This window comes from Zoogloea ramigera, assembly GCF_006539865.1.
Taxonomy (GTDB): Bacteria; Pseudomonadota; Gammaproteobacteria; order Burkholderiales; family Rhodocyclaceae; genus Zoogloea; species Zoogloea ramigera.
In genome coordinates this window covers 1-22,499 of sequence record NZ_BJNV01000019.1, presented here as the reverse complement: position 1 = coordinate 22,499, position 22,499 = coordinate 1, and the positions used below count along the sequence as shown (strand labels likewise).

The following is a 22,499-nucleotide window of genomic DNA, read 5'->3' as shown; positions in this document are numbered from 1 at the left end:
TCTCCTTGTTTAAGGTTTTCAGGCGGCCCGCCGGCCGGATGCGCGGCGGTTAGCTGCTTTATCGGCCGCAGGCAGCGTCCATTGAATGCGACCGGCGCCGGCCAGCACGCCGGCAGCGGCAACCAGCGCACTGCCGGTGGCGGTGTCGATGTCTTCGGTGGGCTCAGCCGGGCCGGCGGTGGCCATATCGGTGCCCGGGATGAGGGCCGATGTGAGGGCCGCTTCAGGCACCTCAGCCAGCGGGCTGAGGCGCTCCACCGGCAGCACGCGGGCCGAAGGCTCGGCGGCCTGGGGCGCGGCGGGCTCGCCATCGCTGACCGCAGGCGCTTCACGATCCTGCTGCAGGCCGTTGTTGCCCGACTGGCGGTCGAGCTCGCCCGGCACCGACAGCGGGCTTTTGGCGAGGCGGATGTTCTGCCCGAAGGCGAGCATCCCGATCGGCGGGCTGGGAGGCGAGAAGACCCTGGTCCCGGTAGTTTGCGGGATGACCACCGGCGCCTGCTGGACCACCGGCGGCACGAGGCCGCCGAGGGTCGCCCCATCGGGCCGGGCGGTGCCACCGAGCGCCCCGGCGGGCTGCGCTTCGCTGCTGCTGCGGCTGCCCGCAACGGCGGCGAGGCTGCCGCTGGCGGGCTGGGCGATGCCGCCATCCATGCTGCCGCCGGCGTTGGGCAGCGCGCCGCCCTCGCCCGGCGGGGTAGCGGCCTGCAGCGGCACGGGCGCCGGGCGGGCAGCCTGCGTGCTGACACCCAGGCTGCCGGCGGAGTCGGACGGGCCGGCGCCGAAGAGCGGGGTCGCGCTGCCCAGGACCTGCCCGCTGAGCACCGGCGACAGGGCCGCGATGAGGATCGCGTCCGGGCCATTGACGGTGATCCGCACATCGACCGCGCTGCCGTCGAGGGTGCTGACGGCGATCGTCTCGATGGCGAACAGACCATCCGGCACCCGGGCGGGGTCGGCGGTGTAGGCCCAGCGGCCGGTGGTGTCGATGACCAGCCGGCCGTAGCGGCCGTCCAGCCCACCGGCGACGAAGCCGGACTGGCCGGCGTCGGCGTCGGTGGCCGTGAGCTTGCCGGTGGCGACCAGGTTGCGGTCGGTCTTGACGGCACCGCGGGTGTCGCCGCTGATCGCCGGCCGGTCGTCGCTGCCGACGATCTCCAGCGTGAGGGTGCTGGTGGCGCTGCCACCGTGGCCGTCGACCACCACGTAGGTGAACACCTCGGTGGCCGTCTGCCCTGCCCCCAGGGCCTGGCCGGCGGCGCTGTCGACCCGGTAGGTGTAGCTGCCGTCGGCGGCGAGGGTGAGCGTGCCGTAGGTGCCGGCAAGCGCCTGGCCGACCGCGTCGGCGGCAGGCAGCGCGCCGGCCACCGCGACGGCACCGACGCGGAGCACGTCGCTGGCGTCGACGTCGGTGTCGTTGGCGAGCACGCCGCGGGCGGTGATCTGCAGGGTGTCGTCCTCGCGGATCGCGCTGGTGTCGACGCCGGCCGCCGGTGCGTCGTTGCTGCCACCGATGCGGATGGCGACGGTGCGCGCCACGGTGCCACCCTGGCCATCGTCGAGCGTGAGGGTGAGTTGCTCGTCCCGCGTTTCGCCGGCCGCCAGATACTCGACGGCGGCGGCGTCGACGGTGTAAGTCCACACGATCGCACCGCCATCCACGCTGGCGGCGAGCGTGCCCAGGGCACCGTCGGAGGCGACGATATCGGGCAGCACGCGGTGGCTATCGGCGGCGTCGATGTCGGTGAAGGCGATGCGGCCAGTGTCACCGAGGCTGCCCGCCGGGGTGGCGGCTTCGGTGACGGCGCCAGCCAGGCCGCTGTCGGCGACGACGGGCGCGTCGTTGGTGCCGGTGAGGGTCACGCTGATGCTGCGGCTCGCGACGCCACCGTGGCCATCGTCGAGGGACAGCGTGAAGGTTTCCAACCGGGTCTCGCCCGCGGCGAGGTATTCGATGGCCGAGGCGGCCACCTGGTAGGCCCAGATGATCTCGCCGCCCTGCCCGTCGGCGGGGTTGGTGGGCGTGCTGACGCTGGCGGTGAGGGTGCCGAGGGCGTCCGCCGGGGCGATGATGTCGGGCAGCACGCGGTGGCTGTCCAGGCGGTCGACGTCGGCAAAGGCCACGCGGCCGCCGGTGGCGAGGTCGCCCGCCGGGGCCAGCAGCTCGGTGACCGAGCCGGACAGGCCGCTCAGCGCGATCAGCGGGGCGTCGTTGGTACCGTTGATCGTCACGCTGACCTGCGTGCTGGTGCTGCCGCCGCGGCCGTTGTCGATGACGAGGGTGAAGGTTTCGACGCGGGTCTCGCCGGCGGCGAGGTATTCCACGTCGGCGGCATCGACGGTGTAGGCCCAGGCAATGCTGCCGCCGCTGCCATCCACGGCGCTGGCCGGGGTGGTGACGCTGGCGACGAGGCGGCCCAGCGTGCCCGCCGGGGCCGTGACGCCGGCCACCTGGTGGCGGTCGGCAAGGTCGAGGTCGCTGAAGGTGATGGTGCCGCTGCTGGTGAGCGTGCCGGCGGGCGCCGCGGCTTCGGTGATCGCGCCGCTGAGTTCGCCGGTGGCAACCGGTGCGTCGTCGGCGCCGGCCACCTGGATGTCGAGGGTGGTGGTGACGCTGCGGCCGCCGTTGCGGGTGACGGTGAAGCTGAAGCTGTCGACGCCGGTTTCGCCGGCAGCCAGGTTTTCGGTGGCGGTGGCGGCGTTGTCGACGGCGTAGTGATAGCTGCCGTCGGCGTTCAGCGTGAGCTGGCCAAAGCGCCCGGCGAGGGGCGCGCCGATGCTGCCAGCGGTGCTGCCGCTGCTCACCGCGATGACGCGGGCGATCGCCGTGCCGTTGGCAAGGGTGCCGACCGCGTTGTCGAGCACGCCGCCCTGGGCGGCCGTGGCGGTGGCATCCGCGCCGGCGGTGGCGTTGAGGCTGCCGCCGGCCTCTTGAGCGGTGGTGGTGTGGGCAAAGACTTCAAGCGGCGCGCCGGTGACGGTGATGGTCACGGTGGTGCTGCTGCCGTCGGTGGTGGTGAGGTGGAAGACCTCCTGCCTCAGCTCGGCGGGCGCCAGCGCCTGCAGCGCGGACGACTGGGCAAGGCGGGCTGCCAGGGCATTCGCGCCGGCCAGGGTGTAGGACCAGGAGCCGTCCTGGCTGAGGGTCAGCGAGCCGAAGCTGCCGTCGAGGATGCCCGGCGGGAAGGTGGCGAGGCCCGAGGTGAGGGACGGGTAGGCGATGCGCCCGGCAACCGTCTGGGCGGCGCCATCGAGCACCTCGCCGGCGCCGGTCAGCTTGTACTCGGTGACGCCGCCGCCGGTGTTGCCACCGCCCGCGCCACCGCCACTGCCGCCACCGCCGGCATCGGCAGCGCTCACCAGCACGATCCCGTCGATGCTGTCGCCGCGCGTGGTGCCGTAGCCGAACTCGCCGTGTTCGCCGAGGACGGTGATGCTGACCACCACGCCCTTGCCGCCGTTGGCGGCGGCGTCGAGCATGCCGCTGCCCGGCAGGACACGATCGTCATCCGAGATGCTGCCGATCAGGCTGTCCTGCCCTGCCCCGCCGATCACGAAGTTGTGGCCCAGGCTGCCGGAGCCGTCGGTGAGCGGCACGGTGATGGTGTCGGCCGAGCTGGCCGCGGGGGCGTCGTCGGCGCTGGTCTGGATCAGGCCGGGCTGACCGGCGACGAAGTTGACCTGGCCGGTATCGCCCAGCACGACGCGGGTGGCGTTGTCGGACGCGCTGGCGCCGAGGGTGTCGTTGCCGGCTCCGCCGAACAGGTAGAGCGTGCCGGCGCCGGCCGAGATGCTGTCATTGCCGCCGCTGGCGTCGGCCAGGGTGTTGAGCTGTTCGAGCCGCCCGGAGGCGCCGATGTCGAAGGCCGCGGTGCCGGCGTCGCCGAAGATCATGGCGCTGTCGCCGGAGGCCGTGCTGGCCTCGATGCGGTCGCTGCCGGCGCCGCCGAAGGCGAGCAGCTCGCCGGAGCCGAGGCGCAGGGTGTCGTCGCCGCCGGTGAAGGGTTGCAGCACGGTGGCAAACAGGCTGCGGTAACGCGCGTCGGGGTCGGTGGCGCCGCCGTCGCTGCGGCGGTAGTCGAGGTTGTCGCCGCTGGCCACGCCGACGTAGCGGTTGGCAGCGCCGATGGTGACGGTGTCGCTGCCCACGCCGCCAGCCACGACGTTGAGGTCGGTGAGGCCCGCCACCGCCGGGCTGGCTGCCGAGACCGACAGCTGCACGGTGTCGTTGCCGCCGGTGGCGGCGTCGGTGTCGAGGGTAGCGAAACCGGTCAGGCGGCCGTTGGCGTCGAGGATCACGGTGGCGTTGTCGCCGGCGATGGCCCGCTCGCGGGCGGTCTCCGGGGTGCTGCCGCTACCCTGCACCGACGAGACGGTGATGCTGTCGCCGCCGAAGCCGCCGACGACGAGCTTGTGGCCGTCGTCCGCGCCGCTGCCCGCGCCGAGCTCGATGGTGTCGGCGCCGCCCTGGGCGACACCGAAGCTGGTGGCCTGGCGCAGCACGCCGGACGACCAGGTGAGGCTGGCGCCGTCGCCGAACACCACGCCATTACCACGGCCAGCCCGCAGGCTGTCGCCGCCCTGGCCGCCGATCAGCACCGAGGTGCCGGAGGTGGTTTCGACGATGTCGGCGGCGCCGAGATCGGGCGACAGGGTGGCCACGCCTTCGAGGTAAGAGGTGCTGGCCGGCGCAGGCTGGCCATTGGCCCACTGCATCGAGACCTGGGCGAGGTTCGGGCCGTTGGCCGGGGTGCCCTGGACGATGGAGACCTGGCCGTTGTCGCCGATCAGCAGCGCATCGGCGCTCTGGCCGGTGACGGTGAGGCGGTCGGCACCGATGCCGCCGAGCAGGATGGCCTGCCCCATCACGCCAGTGAGGCTGCCGGAGACGCCGAAGCGCAGGGTGTCGGCATCGCCGGTGGACGAGGTCTGGTCGAGGGTCTGCGCCGAGATGAGGTTTTCGGCCTGCCAGGCGGTGTTGCCGATGCCGGCATAGCTGAAGCGGGCGTTGTCGCCTGCGCCGACGCGGAAGGCGCTGCGGTTGGAATTGACTGCCAGGTTGTCGCGGCCGTAGCCGCCAATGAAAGTCACGTCGCCGTCACCGATGCTCACGCTGTCGTCACCGCCCAGGGACAGGTTGGTGCTCTCGATGCGCTGGAGCGCACCGCCGCCGGAGGCGTCGAAGGTGACCACGCCCGAATCGCCCAGCACGATGCTGCGGTTGGTGGCGGTGGCATTGCCGTTTGCGTCCGGCAGGTCGGTGGTGCGCAGGGTGATGGTGTCGGCCCCAAAGCCGCCAATGACGAGCTTGTCGCCGCGGCCCGAGACGATGGTGTCGGCGCCGCCGCTCTCGGGCACGCTGCTGGTGATCGACAGGGTGGCGTAACCCCGCGCCTTGCGCAGCAGCTCGCCGTTGTCGCCGAGGATGAGGTCGGTGGAGGCGGTCTGGTCGCGCACGGTGATGGTGTCCGCCGCCATGCCACCCATGACCACCTGGTAGCCCAGGTCGGCGCTTGCGGCGATGCCCTGGGCGCCGAGGGTGATGCCGTCGGCGCCGCCGGTGGCGGCGATCGGGTCGATCGTGGCCATGGCAGTGAGGCCGCTCTGGTCGTCGAACTCGAAGCGGGCGTTGTCGCCGGCGATGAAGCGGCCGTTGCGGCCACGGTTGCCGGTCTGTGCCGCGGTGAGCGCGGCGCCGCTGAGGCCGCCGGTCGGCAGCGTACCGGCCACGCCGACCACGCTGGTAACCCGCAGCAGCGAGCCGACAGCCCACACCGCCGCGCCGATGGCCTCGCTGGTCGCGGCGCTGCCGCTGACGTTGCCGAGGTTGTCGGCGTCGATCTGGATGGTGTCGGCGCCGAAGCCGCCGGAGACCAGCTTGAAACCTTCCTCCAGGGTGATGTTGTCGTTGCCGCCGATCACGATGTCGGTGCTGACGATGCTGCGCAGCACGCCGTTGCGGCTGACGCTGTCGTAGTCGATCTGGGCGTTGTCGCCCATCACCAGGTTGTCGCCGTCGCGGGCGTGGATGATGTCGGCGCCAAAACCGCCGATCAGCACCTTGCCGCCGTTGGCGGTGAGGATGCGGTCGTCGCCGCCCTTGTCGTTCTGAGTGGTGACGACCTGCAGCAGCTGGTTAGGCGTGCCGGCGCTACCAGCGGCGCGCTCGATGCGGCCGTTGTCGCCGATAACGATGTCGTCGCTGACGGCCTGGCCCATGCGGTCGGTCTTGGAGACGCTGTCGTACTCGGCCGAGATCCAGACCTGGTCCGCAGCCATGCCACCAAACACGAAGTTGTAGCCCAGATCACCAACGCTACTGGCGTCGCCGATGCGGATCACATCCTGGCCGCCGGTGGCGGCGATGAGGTCGGAAGTCTGGAAGACCAGGAAACCGCCCAGGCTGTCGTAGCTGATGTCGGCGTTGTCGCCGGCGATGAGGCGCGTCGAGGCGCTGGTGGTGCCGACCTGGACGAGATCGTTGCCCACGCCACCGATGATGGTCTTGTCGCCGTTGGCGGTGAGTACCCGGTCGTCGCCGCCGAGGCCGGCGGTGATCTGGGTGGAGTAGACGTGGCTGAGCAGGCTGGAGCCGCTCGGGCGGGTGATCACGCCGTTGTCGGCGAGGATCACGTCGGTGCTGGTGGCCGTGCCGAAGCTGGCGGTGCCGGCGCTCCAGCTGGCGGCGACGTGGACAGAGTCGACCTCCATGCCGCCGAAGATGTAGTTGGCGCCCAGGTCGCCGGTGCTGGCGGCCGTGCCGACGCTGATGGCGTCGATGCCGCCGGTGGCCTGCAGCGTGTCCAGTGTCGAGAAGCTCGTGAAGCTGCCCGGCGAGGCGTAGCTGATGTCGGCGTTGTCGCCGGCAATCAGGCGCGTGGACGTGCTGCTGGTGCCGACCGTGATGGTGTCGTTGCCGACGCCACCGATGATGGTCTTGTCGCCGTTGGCGGTGAGCACCCGGTCGTCGCCGCCGAGGCCGGCGGTGATCTGGGTGGAGAGCACCTGGCTCAGGCGGGCGTCGCCATCGGGCCGGGTGATGATGCCGTTGTCGGCGAGGATCACGTCGGTGCTGCGGGCAGCGCCCTGGGTGGCGATGCCGGTGGCTGCGTCGTAGGCGGCGGAGACGAGCAGCGTATCGCTGCCCATGCCGCCGATCAGGTAGTTGCTGCCCAGGTGGCGGGCGATCAGGTCGGCAGGGCTGCCGACCGAGAGCGTGTCGTTGCCGCCGGAGCTGGCCGCGGTGTCGGTGCTGGCGAAGGAGACCACGCTGCCGCTGGCGTCGGTGTCGATGCGGGCGTGGTCGCCGGCGATGAAGCGGGTGTTGGCGCCGGTGGAACTGGCCGCGTTGAAGGCGAGGCTGTCCTGCCCTGCCCCGCCGAACACGATGGCCGAGCCGCTGCCCATGCGCAGGGTGTCGTCGTTGCCGCTGCCGCCGGTCTCGGCCACCGGGGCCTCGACGTAGTCGAGCATGTGGGTGTAGGCGCCGCTCACCGCAAAGGTGAGCTTGGTCTGACCGGCGACCACGGCCTCGACAGTCTTGTACTGCACCGTGCCGTTGTCGGTGAGCACCACGTTGAAGGCGCTGGCGGAATCGGCGCCGTAAACGGTGTCGCGGCCATTGCCGGCGATCAGCAGGTTGCTGCCGCTGCCCAGGTAGATGGTGTCGTTGCCGCCGCCACGGCTGCCGAAGCTGGTGGCCGACAGCGCGCTGCGGTACAAAAAGTCGATCTGCACCCGGCCGAGGTCGGCGAGGATGGTGTCGTTGCCTTCGCCGCTGCCACCGATGTTGATGATGTCGCCGCCCAGGGCGCCGAGGATCACGTCGCTGCCGCTGCCGCCCTTGAGCACCTGGGCGCCAGCGGTGGTGAGACTGCGGTTTTCGAGGGTCTGGCCCTTCCAGATCCAGTTGCGGGCGGCCACGCCGAACTCGGCCGCGCCCACAGCCTGCAGGCTGAGGTAGTCGGCGACGTTTTTCAGCGAGCTGTCGAGGGGCCTGGTCTGGCCGGCGAGCAGGTTGGTGTAGGTGACGAAGGTGTCGGCCACCAGCAGGTCGTGGGCAGCCTGGCCCTCGAGGGTGTCGGTGCCGTCGTTGCCGACCAGCAGGTTGTTGCGCCCGTCGCCCACCAGCCAGTCGCCGCCCTGGCCGCCGAAAATGTTGTGGAAGCCACGCACCTGGATGTTGCTGGCGCCAGCGCTGCCGAAGGCGCTGTTGCCCTCTTCGTTCACCTGCACGGCGCGCGTGTATTCGGAGAAGTCGAGGGTGTTACGGGCGTTGGCGATCTCGTCGCCGCTGGCGTTGTGGTGGCGGCCACCGTCGGTGTTGCCGGTAAGCGAGCCGGTGAGCGAGGCCCCGTCGCGGACGCGGAAGACGTCGCTGCCCTGCCCGCCCACCACGTTCTCGAAGCCGGTAAAGCGGAAGCCGCGGCCGGCGTTGTCGCCGGCGTCCTTCATGGCCTGGGCGGTGGAGCTGGCAAACGCGGCCTGGGTCATGCCGCTGGCGCTGCCCTTGACCCAGCCGGCGTTGGTGCCAGTGATGCTGACCAGCAGGTTGGCGGTGTTGCCGGAGATGTCGATGATGTCGCCGCCCGCGCCGCCGCGCAGCTCGTCGAGGGTGGTGGCTGCGGCCCACTGCAGGGTGTTGCTGCCGCGCAGGGCCTTGAACTCGGCGTCGTCCACGGTGACCGCGGCGGTCTGCCGGCTGAAGTCGACGATGTTGGCGCCGCTGGTGTCGGTGATGCTGGCCTGGCCCCAGTTGCCGAGCACGCGGTAGGTGTCGTCACCGCTGCCGCCGATCAGGGTGGTGGTGCCGCCGCGGGCGATGAGGAGGTCGTTGCCGCCATTGCCGCGCAGGGTGGCGGTGCCGGTGTCGGAGCCGATCAGCACGTCGTCGGCGGAGCCGCCGATCAGGGTGTCGTTGCCGCTGCCGGCAATGAAGAGCACCGGGCGGTCGAGGCCGGAGGCGTCGAAGGTGTCGTCGCCGGCACCACCGAAGGCCTTGACCTTGGAGACGCCGACGAAGGTCTTGGTGTAGGTCTGGCCGTTGGTGAGGGTGGCCGAGATGTTCACGGTGCCGCCGCTGCCGGTGAGCGTGTAGCTCTCGTTACCGTCATCGGTGCTGCGGCGCTTGCGGTCGGCGGAGGTGTTGGTCACCGACTCCTGGCCGTCGATGCTGCCCACGCCGGAGCCGGCGTTGAGGCTCAGCGTGGAGCCGGCCATGGTGCCGAGGATGGGCTTCTTGGCCGCCGGGTCGTGCTCCCAGGTGAACAGGGTGACGTCCATGAAGGTCCATTCCCACACCCGCTCCCAGTCGAACAGCAGGAAGATGTCGACGTAGGCGGCGATGTAGGCCGAGCCGCGCAGGCTCATCGAGACCACGTCGAGGGGGTCTTCGGATACCGCGGCGATGAGCTCGGAGGCGCGGTACTTGTTGTCGCGGTTCTCGTCGTAGATATCGAGGGTGCCGGTCATGCGGATGCCGCCCTCCACGCCGCCGCGCACGATGAAGGCGTTGAGCTCGGCAAAGGCGGCCAGCTTGGCGTCGAGGCGCACCTCGGGGAGGTCGACGCCATTGACGATGTTGTCGCTCACATAGAAGCCATCGAAGATGTCGACGATGTTGTGGCTGTCGAAGAACTTGCTGATGCCGTAGGTATCGAAGCCGAGCGCGAGCGAGGCCGACAGCTTGATCTCGCCGCCGATGCCCACGTAGAGCGGCGGGTAGATCGGATAGGACACCCGGAAGCCGACCTTCACCTCGAGGTTCTGCGGGCGGAACAGCATCAGGTCGGCGGGCTTGCCGGTGAGCATGTTGATGACCGCGGTGAGCGGGTCGTCGAGGATCGGGAAGGTGAGCGCGTTGCCCGGCTTCTTGAGCTTGTCCTTGAAGCTGTTGAGGGCGTCCATCGGGCCGACGGTCTGCTGGCCGGGCACGTCGATGTTGGGCAGGCCGATGTTGATGCTGGGCAGCGAGGGCAGGCCGGGCAGGCTGATCGACCAATCAATGGTGGGCAGCAGGTCGGCCAGGCTGATGCTGGGCAGCCACACGTCGGGCATCTCGACGACGACGGTCTTCGACGGATCGACGAGGGCCGACAGCAGGCCGGCGTCGCTGATGAGGCTGCTCCAGCCGAGGTTGGTGTGGCTGGTCTGTTCCCAGACGAACTCCTTGCCGAGGCCGACCCAATGCACGGTGGGCCACTTGACCTGCACGGTGTGCAGGAAGGCGGCGATGGTGGGCAGCACGACATTGAAGGACGCGCCGGTGAGGTCGATGGTCTTGACGTTGCTGGCACTGACGAAGGGCTGCACCGCGTCCGGCCAGCGGATGTCCACCTCGCCGCCGGCGGCCCATTCCCAAGTCTTGCTGCCGATGGACCAGCTCATCTTGGGCAGCAGCAGCTTGAGTTGCGGCAGCAGGTCGGGCGTGAGGTCGATGTCGGGCATCACCACCGTCACGTCGAACCGCGGCGCGAAGTTGCCGCTGAGGATGTCGGAGAGGCGCAGATCCGGCCAGCCGGCCTTGATGTTGAGGGTGAACTGGGCGACGTTGCCGCTGCGGTCGAGGACGCCCGGGACGGTGAAGTTAACCGGGGTCACGTCGATGTAGGGCGCGGGCACCTTGACGTCGGCGTTGAGCGCGAAATCGAAGGACAGCGGCGGCAGGTTGCCCTTGAAGATCTCGAGCAGGCTCGTGTCCGTCTTCCAGCCCACGCCGGCCGACAGGCTGAACTCCAGGCTGCCGTCCTTGACCGCGACGTCGGCGAGATTGAGGTAGGGCAGATCGACCGGCACGTCGATGTTGGGGATGCCCGGCAGCGCCGGCAGCGCGGCGAGGTTGAGCTTGCGGTCGCGGGTGCCCGAGACGATGAGCGACTGGGCGACCGGGATCAACATGCGCGCGGCACTCGTCGGCAGCCCGTCGATCACGTCGAGCAGGCGCACCATGGCGATGATGAAATCCACCCTGGAGATGCCACCGAACAGGGCCGACATGTCGGAGGCCAGGTCGACCACCGAATAATCGCGGCCCATGAGGCTGGAGATGCCGGGAATAGGCGTGGTCAGGGCGTTGATGACCGGCATGATCGGGTCGGTGACGTCCTGGATCACCTTGGCGATCGGGTTCAGGAAGCGGGTAAAGAAGGTGCCCGCGTCCAGGTAAACATCCGAGAACCAGATGCTCGGCGCGCCGACCTTGAACAGCTTGTCGTAGCCGGAGGCAAAGAACTGGTCGATCTTCTGGACGTACTGGTTCTTGTTGTTGGCCATCCACGTCATGTGGAAGTCGCCGACGATGGACGGCAGGTAGCCCTCGCCGCCCAGCGACACGCCGAGCTCCATATGCAGGTTGATCTGGGCCTTGGCGTCCCAGTCCACCTTGATGAGGTCGGCGAGCTTGGCGTTGCTGAGGTCGGTGAAGGTGAGGCGGCCATTGGTGAAGCCCGACAACGCCGCGATGCCGAACAGGCCGACGTCCTTGAGGTCGACCCCGAAGTGCAACTGCAGCCGGGTGCGCGAGCCGTCGGCGCCGCTGTCGCCGTCGAACATGGACGTGGTGCGGCCGTAGTTGGCGTTCTGGGTGCCGCTGAGGCGGCCCATCGAGTCGGTGCCGCTGCCCCAGATGCCCGTGTCGTTGTCCTTGATCCAGCCGTCCCAGTTGTCGGTCATGGTGCCGTTCAGGAAGAACAGCTCGGCGTTGAGCTGGGCCGGATTGTTGCCGGCGCCGGGGGCCAGGAAGACGTCAACGGTGGCCTGCAGCTCCTTGACGGCCGCGGTCTGGCCAGGCTTGCCGACCAGCCACAGGTTGTCGATGTAGGCGTCGCGGGCGTTGTCGGCGATGCCCGTCGCGACGCCCTTCAGCGCGGGGTCGCTGCTGTAGGTGGTGAGCTGGCCGATGCCGGCGTTGCCGGGCATGTTGGTGATGACGTAGAAGCCGTCGGTCACATCCACCCCGAAGCCGAGGTAGAGATCCCAGTTGAGCTCGAGGCCGATGCCGCCGTCGAGGCCCAGGTTGAGGCCCGGCACGCCGATGTCGAAGGACAGGCCGAGGCTCGGCGTGTAGGTCTGGCCGAGGTTCATGCGGAACTGGATGGCCGTGCTCTGGTTGATCGCCACCTGGGCGGCGACCTCGGCGGCCTGGTCCTTGATGGCCTGCTTGAACTCGCTGAGCACGGCCTTCGGCACGTAGTGGGTGCCGTTGACGAGGTTGGCCTTGAGCACCGCCGCGTCGGCGGCCAGCGCGCCGGTGGAGGGCCGGAAGCCGTCGGCCACGTCGGTGAGCACGGCGGCGGTGACGCCGGCGCCGAACACGTCGGTGAGCAGCTGCTGGTAGTCGTAGCCGCCGGCGGCCTTGTCGGCAATGAAGGTGACGATCTTGGTGAGGCTGCTGAAGAAGCTCGGCTGCTCGGCGATGCCGCTGAACAGGTCGAAGAGCTCACCGGCCGTCGCCTGGACGCTGTCGATTGCGTCGGCGATGTCGTCGACGATGCGCAACAGGCTCTGGTCGAGCACCACCTGGCCGGCCTCGCCCACGTAGCAGGGCGTGCCGTCGTCGTGGTAGATGATGTTGCCGTCGGCGTCGCGCTGGACGACGTTGAGGCCCGACGTGACCCACGCGGTGCGCTGGCCGGCAATGACCGCCGGCACCGGGTTGCCTTCGCTTGTGCCAAGGTATTCGCCCAGCGCGGGGTCGAGCTCGGGCTGGCTGAAGCCGGCGAGGTACTCTACGACGATGTCGTCGGGGGTGATCAGCTGGTCGCCGTTGTAGTCGCGCAGGAAGTTGAGGAAGACGTTGCTGTTGATTTCGCCGGCCTGGATGACGTAGTCACCGTTGGTGTCGGTGGTGAGCATGTCGAACAGGCTCATGCGGAGGGCGTTGTCGAGCCCGCCGTACACATCCACCGCGTTGGCCAGCGCGGTCTTGATGGCGTCCACCACGTTGCCGCGCAGGCTGGCGACGAACTGGGTGGCCTCCTGCAGCTGGTCGCCGATGATGGGCAGGTCGAGCACGCTGCTGAAGGCGTCGAGGCCCTTCTGGATGCTCTCGAGCACCTTGTCGACGGTGTTGACGATGATCGTCGGGTCGCGCAGCAGGAAGATCAGCGGGCCGTTGATGGGCTTGTCCGGGTCGCAGCTCTCGCCAACGGCGGCCTTGAGCACCTGGCCGAGCTGGAGCTGCCAGTATTCGAAATCGGGCAACACCAGGCTGATGTCGAAGCCGCTTGCCGACGGATTGGCGGCTCCGCTACCGAACAGGCTGCCGCTGCCCACCGACACGCCGGAGGGCGTCGTGCTGGCACCGGCGCCCTCGGTGGAGCTGATGTAGGGGTCGGGGTTGGTGGTGCTGAGGCCGCCTTCGTTGTCGTTGTCCACCGGCGCGCCTTCGGGTGTCGAGGTGCCGCTGCCACTGGCGATGACCGGCCGCGCGGGCAGCACGGCCTGGGTGATCTGGCTCGAGATCACCGCATGGCTGTCGATGGCCTCGCTGGCGTCGAGCAGCGCGATACCGCCCTTCCCGCCCATCTTTGCGAAGCTGTCGCCGAGGTTGCGGTAGGCGATCTCCATCTTGCCCAGGGGCAGCGGGTTGATGAAGCCGTCGATCTGCTCCATCGCCAGCTGGCCGAGCTGGTCGGACACCTTGAGCGTCATCGGCAGGGTGGCCGACGCGCTGCCGTCGAAGAAGACCCCGAAGTTGGAGGCCTTCAGCGCGCTGGCGGCGGCCGTGTCGAGCTGGCCGTAGCTGCGCAGGTAGAGCCGGCCGTCCGCCGCACCGTCGCTGGCATCCGACTGGAGCGCGAAGCCGCTGCCGGCGGCCACGCTCACCGTCGCGCTGCCGCCGGCGATGCCGAGCCGGTAGATGCCCTGGCTCGACTCGAAATCGAGGCCCGCGCCGGTGGCCGTGAGCGCGTCGAGGCGGGCAAAGGTGCCGCTGTCGCCGGCCAGCCCGGCGGCGCCGGCGTCGCTGCGGTCGAAGAGGAAGACCTGGCCCTTCTTGGCGGTGTTGCTGAGATCGATGCCGAAGTCGAGGTTGAAGGTGAGGTCGGCGTGCAGTTGCAACTTGGCGGCGCCGGCCGAATCCTTGAGGCGGGTGATCGAACCCACCAGCCCGGCCAGCATGGCCTGCTGGGCGGGCGAGAAGAGGCCGAGGAGCGCCTCGTCGTTGAAGATCAGCTCGAGCGACACGGCGCTGTCGATGAGCACCCGGTAAGGCAGGGTGACGCGCAGGGCCTCGCTGCCGCTGGTGCTGTCGAGGCTGAGGGAGATGGCCGCGGCATCCACACCGAAGGCGCTGGCCAGCGCGGCCTGCAGGCCGTTGAGGCCGATGGCGCCCTGGCTGGTGAGGGTGCTGTCGATGGCGGCAAAGCGCGCCGTGAAATCGAACAGATCGGAGACGCTGGTGCCCAGCAGCGGCAAGGCGCGGCCAAGTTCGCCAAAGGCGCCGAGCTTGCCGAGATCACCGACGAGGCTGCCGAGCTGGCCGAGGTCGGCCTTGATGTCGCTCCAGGCGATGTCCTTGAGCGGGGTGAGCACGCCCAGCCCGTTGCTGGGCACCACGGTCACGGTGGCCTCGGCCTCGGCGCCGGCGAACAGGGCCGCCGTGTTGCTCACCGAGATCGTGATGGTGGTGGACGGCACAAGCCCCTGGGCGGTGATGGCCGCCGGCGTGAGCAGCCCGAGGCCAGAGAACTGCAGGCTCGCCAGCGGCGCGCTGCCGGGCGTACCGGCCGCGTTGCGATACACCGGCGCGGTGATGAAGTCGCCCTCCAGCAGGCGGCCGGCGACGGCGAGGTTCTTGAGGGTGATGGCCTTGGCGGTCACCACGCCGCCCTTGAGGGTGAGCGCCCCGCCGCTCTGCCCGACCAGGTCGGTGGCGGCGATGAGGGCGTCGATGCTGGCCTGCACGGCCACGTCGGTGGTGTTGCTGCGGGCCGCGGCGAGGGCCAGGTCGATGGCGTCGGAGACGCTGCCGATCAGGTCGGCCAGGGATGTGTTGGCGCTGGTGTCGGCGCTGCGCACCAGCACGTCCACGGGGCTGGCGAGGCCGGCCACGGCGACGGAGAGGCGCAGGTCGGTGGCGAGCCGGCCGGTGGCGGCATCGTAGATCTGGGCGGGGTGGTCGGCCAGGGTCAGGGTGGTGGTGGGTGCGGTGAAGCTGAGCACACGCAGCGGGCTGGCGACGGTGCCGATGTCGGTGACGCTGACGAAGCTGTGGGCAACGTAGGGGTCGGCGCCCTGCTGGCTGACGAGGGCCGCGTGGATCGCCGCGTCCACGTCGGCGGCGAGGTCGTCGATGGAGCTGTTGTTGCTGGCCGCGGCCTGGGTGACGACCACATCGAGCACGGTGGTGCCGACGGTGACCGACAGGCCCACGTCGCGCAGCAGCTGGCCGTTGCTCTGGAAGGGCGCGGCAGTGGCCGAGACGCTGCTTGAGGTGGTGAGGTCGCTGCCAAGGCCGAGCAGCGCGGTCTGGCTGGCGGCGGAGTCGTAGAGCGCGTTGAGGCTGATGCGGTCGTGGGCCGCGCCGGTGAGGCCGTTGCGCAGGCTGAAGGCCATGCTGCCGCCGTAGTCTGCCAAGAGCCCGGTGAAGCTGAGGTCGAGCATGCCGAGGGTGGCCTGGCCGGCGGTGGCGAGGCTGGCCGGCGTGCTGCCGGCCTGGCCGTGGACGACCGCCGAATAACTTGCGGCAACACTGGCGTCCTGCAGAAAGACATAGGCGCCGTTGGTGCTGGCGAACTGGCCGGGCGTGAAGCCCAGCTCGGTGGTGGCGGTGTCGCGGCCGCTGACGAGGATCTGCAGCGAGGCCAGCTTCGACGACTGGGTGACGAGCTCGATCTGGCCGTTGTTGAGGATGGCCTGCACGGCCTGGCCGAGGCTGGAGAAACCGAGCCCGCCGCTGCCGAGGTAGGCGTGCCCGGCAACCGACGTGGCGTTGAGGGCAGCGTTGAGGTCGGCGACGAGGTCGGCGGCCGAGGTGTTGCCGGCGTCCGCCGCAACGGTGACCGCCACGGCGTCGGACTGGTCCACCTTGAGTTGGAAGTGGGCGGCGGCCGAGAGCTGCCCGTTGGTGGCCAGCGTGACCGCCCTGGCGGACGGATAGACTGTGCTGGTCCTGAAGCCGAACACAGCCTGCAGGGCGTCGTTGGGGTTGGCGATGACGAGCTTGGCGTTGCTCACCGGTACGCCGAACGACAGCTGGAGCTGGTTGCCCGAGCTCAGCCCGGCCGTCACCGCCTCGCCCAGATTGTGGAAGCCGAGCCGGTCGAGCACGCCACCCGATAGCACCGCCTGCCCCCCCAGCACGCCCTGGATGTCAGCGACGAGGTCGGCGCGGGTGGTGTTGCTGCTGGTGGCGGCGGAGTCGAGGCTCAGATCGTAGTTTTCGCCGTCGAACACCAGCGAGAAGCTGGACGTGCCCGGCGGGAACAGCCCCATGAAGCCGGCGCTCCACTTCACCGCCGAGGTGTCGCTGGCGTTGGCGGTGAGGGTGGCGCCGTAGGCACCGGCCGCGCGCAGGGCGAAGGTGTTGAGGTTCTGGAAGTCGAAGCCGATCCGGGTTTCGAAGGCGGTGCTGGAGGTGAAGTCGAGGCTTGAATCGACGGTCAGGGACGACAGCTCGCCGACCTGCTCGCCGAGGCTGATGGCGATCGCCTCGGTGCTCTGCGGCAGGGCCAGCCGAACCTGGAAGACGAGGCTGCGGGTGGCGGCGTCGTAGGCCGGGCTCACCGACAGCCCGCTGGCGCTGATCGCCTGCTGGAAGCGGGCCATCAGCTCATTGAGGGTGGCGAAGCGGGTGACGCCGGCGATCTGGAACTCCTGCCCGGCCACGGCGAAGCCGAGGCGCGCCATGGAGCCGTAGGTGCCGCCCGCCGGCGAGGTGAGCGCCAGCGAGTTGACCCGCAGCTGCGGCATGTCGGTGGCGGCCAGCGCGCCGGTGAAGGCGATGTCCCAGGTGTTGCTCTTGCCGGCGACGGCGGTCACCGTCACGTCGGCGCTGCCGAGCGCGGGCTTCCACAGCTTGAGCATGTCCACCAGCGCCGTCTGCATGGCGGCGGCAGAACTGCCGTAAGCCAGGCTCGCGCTCTGGTAAAACAGCGAATCCAGCGTGGCGCCGAACGAGAAGCTGCCGCCGTTGGCATTCGAGATGCTCAGGCGCTGGACCTCATTGGCCGCCGGTGTGGCGCCGACGGCGGCGGCCACCGTCTGCTGCGTCACGACGAGGGCGTGGGCCGGCACGCTGCTGGCCCAGCCGGCGGTCTCGACGGTCATTGCGGCGTAGGTGCCGTAGTCGGTGGCATTCTTTTTGCCGAAGGCGATGTCGAAGACGCGGGTGAGGTTGTCGGCGGCGTAGTCGGGCGACACGTCGGCCACCGACAGCCCGGTGACGCCGGGCAAGGCCGCGTGGAGGGCGTTGGCGATGTCGGCGGTGCTGGCGTTCCAGGCCAGCGCGGCGGTGCTGAAGGCCACACCCGCCGTGTCGGTGCCCTTGAGGGTGAAGGTGCCCGCACCGCCATGCACGATGAACAGGCGCTGGACCGCCTCGACGGAATCCGTGCCCGCCGCGACCTGCTGGATGCTGAGGCCGCTCGCCCCGGCCACCCGCAGCACCGAGAACTCGCCCGGCACCGCCTGGCTGAGGTTGAGCTTGCCCCACATCCGCCCGTCGCTGCCGCGGGAGAGCTCGCTGGCGGTGACGTCGATGACGCTGCCGGCCACCACGTCGCCGCCCGGCAACACCTGCAGGGCAGCCTGGTCGGTGCCCGCCAGCGCGCCGGTGAATTGCACCTGGTAATACTTGGCGCGGCCGGTGACGACCACGTTGCCGACGCCCAGCACGGCCTCCAGCGCCTGCTGCACCTCGATCGGCGAGGCCAGCACCGGGATCGCGTCGGTGGCCGCACCGCCGTTGCCGAGCTTCAGCGCGTAGCTGCCCGCGGTGGCGTGGATGCGCAGCGTCTGCTCCTCGTCGGTGTGGGTGGATGCGTCGATGGCGAGGCCGCCCTTGAGGGTCTCGCTGATTTCGAACAGGCCGCCGTCCCAGCCGAGCAGGCCGTTGGCTGCGGTGGCGATCTTCTGGCCGAGCAGCGCGGCGAGCTGGTCGATGTGCTTGAAGCCGGCCGTCTCGGCGGCCGCCACGGTGATGGTGAGCACCGACGGCCGATCGTCGGCCGGGCGCTGGATGTACAGGTCGAAGGCCGTATCGCCCGCCAGCACCGGCGACACCGCTGCGCTGCCGGTGAGGCCGGACAGCAGGGTGACGGTGAGCTGCTCGTCGAGCACCTGCCGCATCGCCGCGCTGAAATCCAGCGCCGAGCCGAGCTTGACGTTGGTGAAGGGCAGCAGCGCGTCGAAGCGGCCGGAGTCACGCAGCAGCTCAAGGTAGCTGCCGAGGTCGCGCAGCATGCCCACCAGCTCGGTGGCGTCGAGGCTGGAGAAGGCCTGCAGCCCGCTGAAATGGGTGGTGGCGAGGGTGAGCGGCGCCGGCTGGATCGACGACCACGGCACCGAGCCGCTCTGGGAGCCGGTGAGCCGCGCCACGGCGCTGGCCGTGCCGTTCACGGTGGCCGTCACGGTGGTGCTGCCGAGGGCGGTGTTGACGAGCAGGCTCGCGGTGGCGGCGGACCAGACCTGGCCGCCTTCGAGGATCTGCGCCTGGATCGAATAGCTGTGCCCGTTCACCAGGGTCAGCGCGCCCGCCACGGGCACCGCGCTGGCAAGGTTGAGGGCCCACGCGCCGCCCGAGGGCGTGACGGCGTAGGTGGCGGTCTGGGCCGGGTCGGCCTGGTCGGTGAGCGTGACCCGGAAGGTCTGGCCGGACAACAGGGTGGCGGCGCCGCCGAGGGTGGGCGTGAGGGTGTGGGCGGAGATCGACTGCGCCTGCAGGCCGCCGGTGGCCACGACGAGGTCGACGCTGGCCGATGCCGACACCTGGCTGCCGCGCTTGATCTGCGCGGTGACGGTGTAGGTCTGGCCATTCACCAGGGTCAGCGAGCCGGACTGGGCGCTGGCCGTGGCCATGTCGACGGTCCAGTTGCCGTTGCTGTCGGGGGTGGCGGCGTAGGTCACGGTGTTGCTGCCGTTGCTCACGCTGACGAGGAGCTGCTGCCCGCTCAGCACCGTAGCGGTGCCGCTGAGCACCGGCGTGCTGCGGTTGACGATCGTCTCGTTCACCGTGAGGCCGCCGAAGCTGAGGCTGACGTGGGGCGTGCCGCCGGCAATGGCGGACAGGGCCGTGCCGCCGAGGGCGCCGCCGATGTCGAACTCGGCGTTGGCAAATACGCTGGGCTGGCTGCCGGAGCGGCTGATGCGGTTGTCGCCCGACTGGTAGTCGGACGCGAAGGGGCTCTTGACCTGGGTGTAGAACATCGCGAGCGGGGAACCCTGCTCCACCAGCGCAGAAGTGGCGGCGAAGGCGATGGTGCCGGTGTCGAAGGCCAGGCTGCCGCTGGCCTGGGCGTCGAGAACCCCCAGCACCACGCCGGCATTGAAGGTTTCCGACGGGGCATGGATGCGGGCGTCGAGGGTGTTCAGCTGCACCGAGCCCACGCTGAAGTCGTAGGTGGCGCCAAAGTGGATGTCGGCCACCAGGCTCACGCCCTGCCCGCTCTGGAAATCGAAACCCAGCGGCTTGAGCTTTTCGCCGAAGCCGAAGGGCTGCAGGAAGCTGCGGGACAGGCTGAGGTTGACCGTGAGGCTGTCGCCGCTCGCCGAGAAGGCGATGGAGGGGCTGCCGGCCGCGTTGTCGACCAGCGATTCGAGGCTGCTGTAGGCGCCGCGGCCGTTGAGGTAGTCGCCGAGGCGATCCATCAGCCCGCCCATGGTGGGGCTGGCGGTGCTTGCCAGGTAGTCGTCGAGCACCGTCGAGCCGGCGGTGGTGCGGAAGGACAGCACATCGCCCAGGGTGCGACCATCGGCGGTGCGGATCAGGCCACTGAAGGGCAGGTCGGCCATCGGCAGCGCGTAGCTGAGCTCGCTGCTCACATCGAGCTGGGTGCCGAGGTTGGCGGCGGCGCGAAACGCAGCCTGGGCGCCAGCGCTGGCCACCGCGTTGGCGGTGTCACCGCCCTTGGACGGGGTGACCGACGACAGCAGGTGGTCGTAAGCAAGGCCGGGCGTCAGGGCGAGCGCCTCGATGCCGCCGGTGCGCGTCTCGAGCTGCCAGTCACCGCCCAGCGCCGCGCTGCCGGTGCGGTCGTCGGAGGCGGCAACGTCGGCGCCGGTGAGCTGCGCGAGGCGCTCGACGAAGGCCTGGCCCGCCTCGCCCTCGGCCACGTTGCAGCCGTACAGCAGCAGGTCGGCGTCGGCGCCCAGCGCGGCGCCCCAGTGGGCGAGCCGGTCGGCGTAGACGTCGAGCCGGCTGCCGTCGAGCACCGTGGTGCCGAGGTTGAGCTCGCCGCTGCCGCCGTGGGACAGGATGTGCACCGCCTGCAGCGGCGCATCCTGGTACTGGCCGAGCCAGTTGGCGATCTGGTCGACGCCGTCGCTCGACAGGTCGAGCACCACCACCTCGACCCGCGCCGGCTCGGCCTGGCCGCGCCCCTGCAGGGTCTGGTCGACGAGCTTGCGATAGTCGGCGACGCGGGGGTCGACGAACACGACCTCGTTGGGCTGCACCGAGCGGGCCGCCTGCTGGCCGGCCAGGTCGATCAGCGGCGCGGCCGCCATCGAGGACAGATCGATCGCCGGGCTGCCCGAAGCCGCCGCCAGCAGCAGCGCCTGCTGCCCCGAGGCCTTCGCCAGCTCCGCCGCGTCGGCCACCACCTGGGCCTCGGCGGGCGGCGGAGGCGGCACGATCAGCGCCTCGGCCGACAACAGCACACGCGGCTCGATGGCCTCGATCACCATCTGCTCGCGCACCGCCGGGCGGGCCTTGCGGGGCCGCCCCCGGGCAGGGATGCCGAGCATCTCGCGCAGCCGGGTGGCGGTGTTGGAGGCGAGGAGCGTCGAGCGGAGCGGAGTGGTCTTCATGATCTTCCTACCTGCCCTGCCGGGCTGGAGTCATCGTTGCTGCGGGCTTGCGGTGGCGCGGGTGGTGGCCTACTTCAGCAGTTCGGCAAGATCTTCGAGATCGTTGCGCGACAGGGAGCTGACGGACTGCTTGAGCTTCAGGCGGTTGAGCAGGTAGTCGTAGCGCGCCTGCAGGTAGTCGCGCTTGGCGGCGTAATACAGCCGGTAGGCGTCGACCACCTGGACGACCGAATAGAGGCCTGAGCGCAGGCCCTCCTCCTTGGCCTCCAGCGCGCTCTCCTGGGCGACCAGCGACTTGCGCAGCGCCGACAGGGTCTGGGCGCTGGACTGCACGCCGAGGAGGGCCGAGCGGGCGAGGCGTTCGGTCTTGCGGGATTCCTGCTCGTGCTCCTCGCGGGCCTTGTCCTGGCGGGCGACGGATTCACGCACCAGCGAGGTGGTCATCCCGCCCTCGAAGATCGGCATGCTCAGGCGCACGCCGAGCTCGGTGTTCTGGATCTTGCTGGTGCCGCCGAACAGCGAGCCCTGGCTGTCGTTGTAGCTGTGGGTAGCGACGAGGCTCACGGTGGGCAGGTAGCCCGCCTTCTGGCGCTTGACCTCGAGGGCCGCGATCTCGGTGGCCATCGCGCGGGCCTGCAGCGCGAGGTTCTGCGACAACGCAGCGGCGACCCACGGCTCCACCTGGGCCGGCTGCGGCGCTGCCGGGTCGATGTCGCCCACAAAGGGCTTGAGGCTGCGCACCTCGACCCCGACGATCTCCTTGAGCGCCGCACGCGCGTCCTCGAGCTTGTTGAGGGCATCGACCTCGCGGGCCTGGGTGAGCGCGAAGCGCCCTTCCGTCTCGTTGAACTGGGTGACCGTGCCGAGGCCCGAGGCGAGCCGCACGCGGGCCTGCTCGGCCTGCTTGGCGGTGGCCTCGCGCTCGGCCTTCGCCAGCTCGACGCCGTCCTGGGTGGCCAGCAAGTTCAGGTAGGCCGCGGCAACGCGGATGATCAGGTCTTGTTCGGCCGCCACGAGGGCGAGGCGCGACTGCTCGACGGAGATCTTCGCCTGCTCCATCTTCACCCACGCCGGCGCCTTGATGATCGGCTGGCTGATGGTGAGCACGTGGGAGAACACCGGGTAACGCTGGGTCTGCCCCTGGACGGCCTTGTAGGCGTCGATCGTCGAGCTGATGATCCGCTGGTTCTCGCTGTTGCGCTGGAAGTCGTAGGTGGCGGTCGGCAGATAGGCGGCGCGGGCCTGGGGCGTGGCTTCGGCGTTGGCCAGGAAGTCGGCCTTGGCGGCGCGATAGCGCGGGTCTTTCTCGAGACCGAGGGCCAGGGTCTCGGTGAGGCCGATCGACTGCAGGCCGCTGTCGGCGCTGCGCGGCGCGTCGTCGCCGGCCGGGATGCTGCCCAGCACCAGCGGGCGCATCGGGCGCAACGGGCCGAGGGGTTCGCGGACCACCGCCAGATCGAGGGGGCGTTCCGCCGGCACGGGCTGCGCCGCGAGCGGCGGCACCACCGCGCCGGCACCACCGCGCCGCGCGG

Annotated in this window: 2 protein-coding genes; both read right to left on the bottom strand. The window is 70.1% G+C overall.

From position 1 onward, the window contains the following. Positions 1-18 precede the first annotated feature (18 nt). Positions 19-20,967, bottom strand: a complete 20,949-nt coding sequence (locus tag ZRA01_RS07350; RefSeq protein WP_141350814.1) for a VCBS domain-containing protein — start codon at positions 20,965-20,967, stop codon at positions 19-21. Positions 20,968-21,036: 69 nt separating this feature from the next. Beyond that, positions 21,037-22,499: TolC family outer membrane protein (locus ZRA01_RS07345; RefSeq protein WP_141350812.1), on the bottom strand; the 1,463-nt coding region annotated here is incomplete at its 5' end.

Bases quoted from the DNA above. Each gene is read 5' to 3' on its own strand.
- ZRA01_RS07350 (WP_141350814.1), bottom strand. From the start codon at position 20,967: ATGAAGACCACTCCGCTCCGCTCGACGCTCCTCGCCTCCAACACCGCC.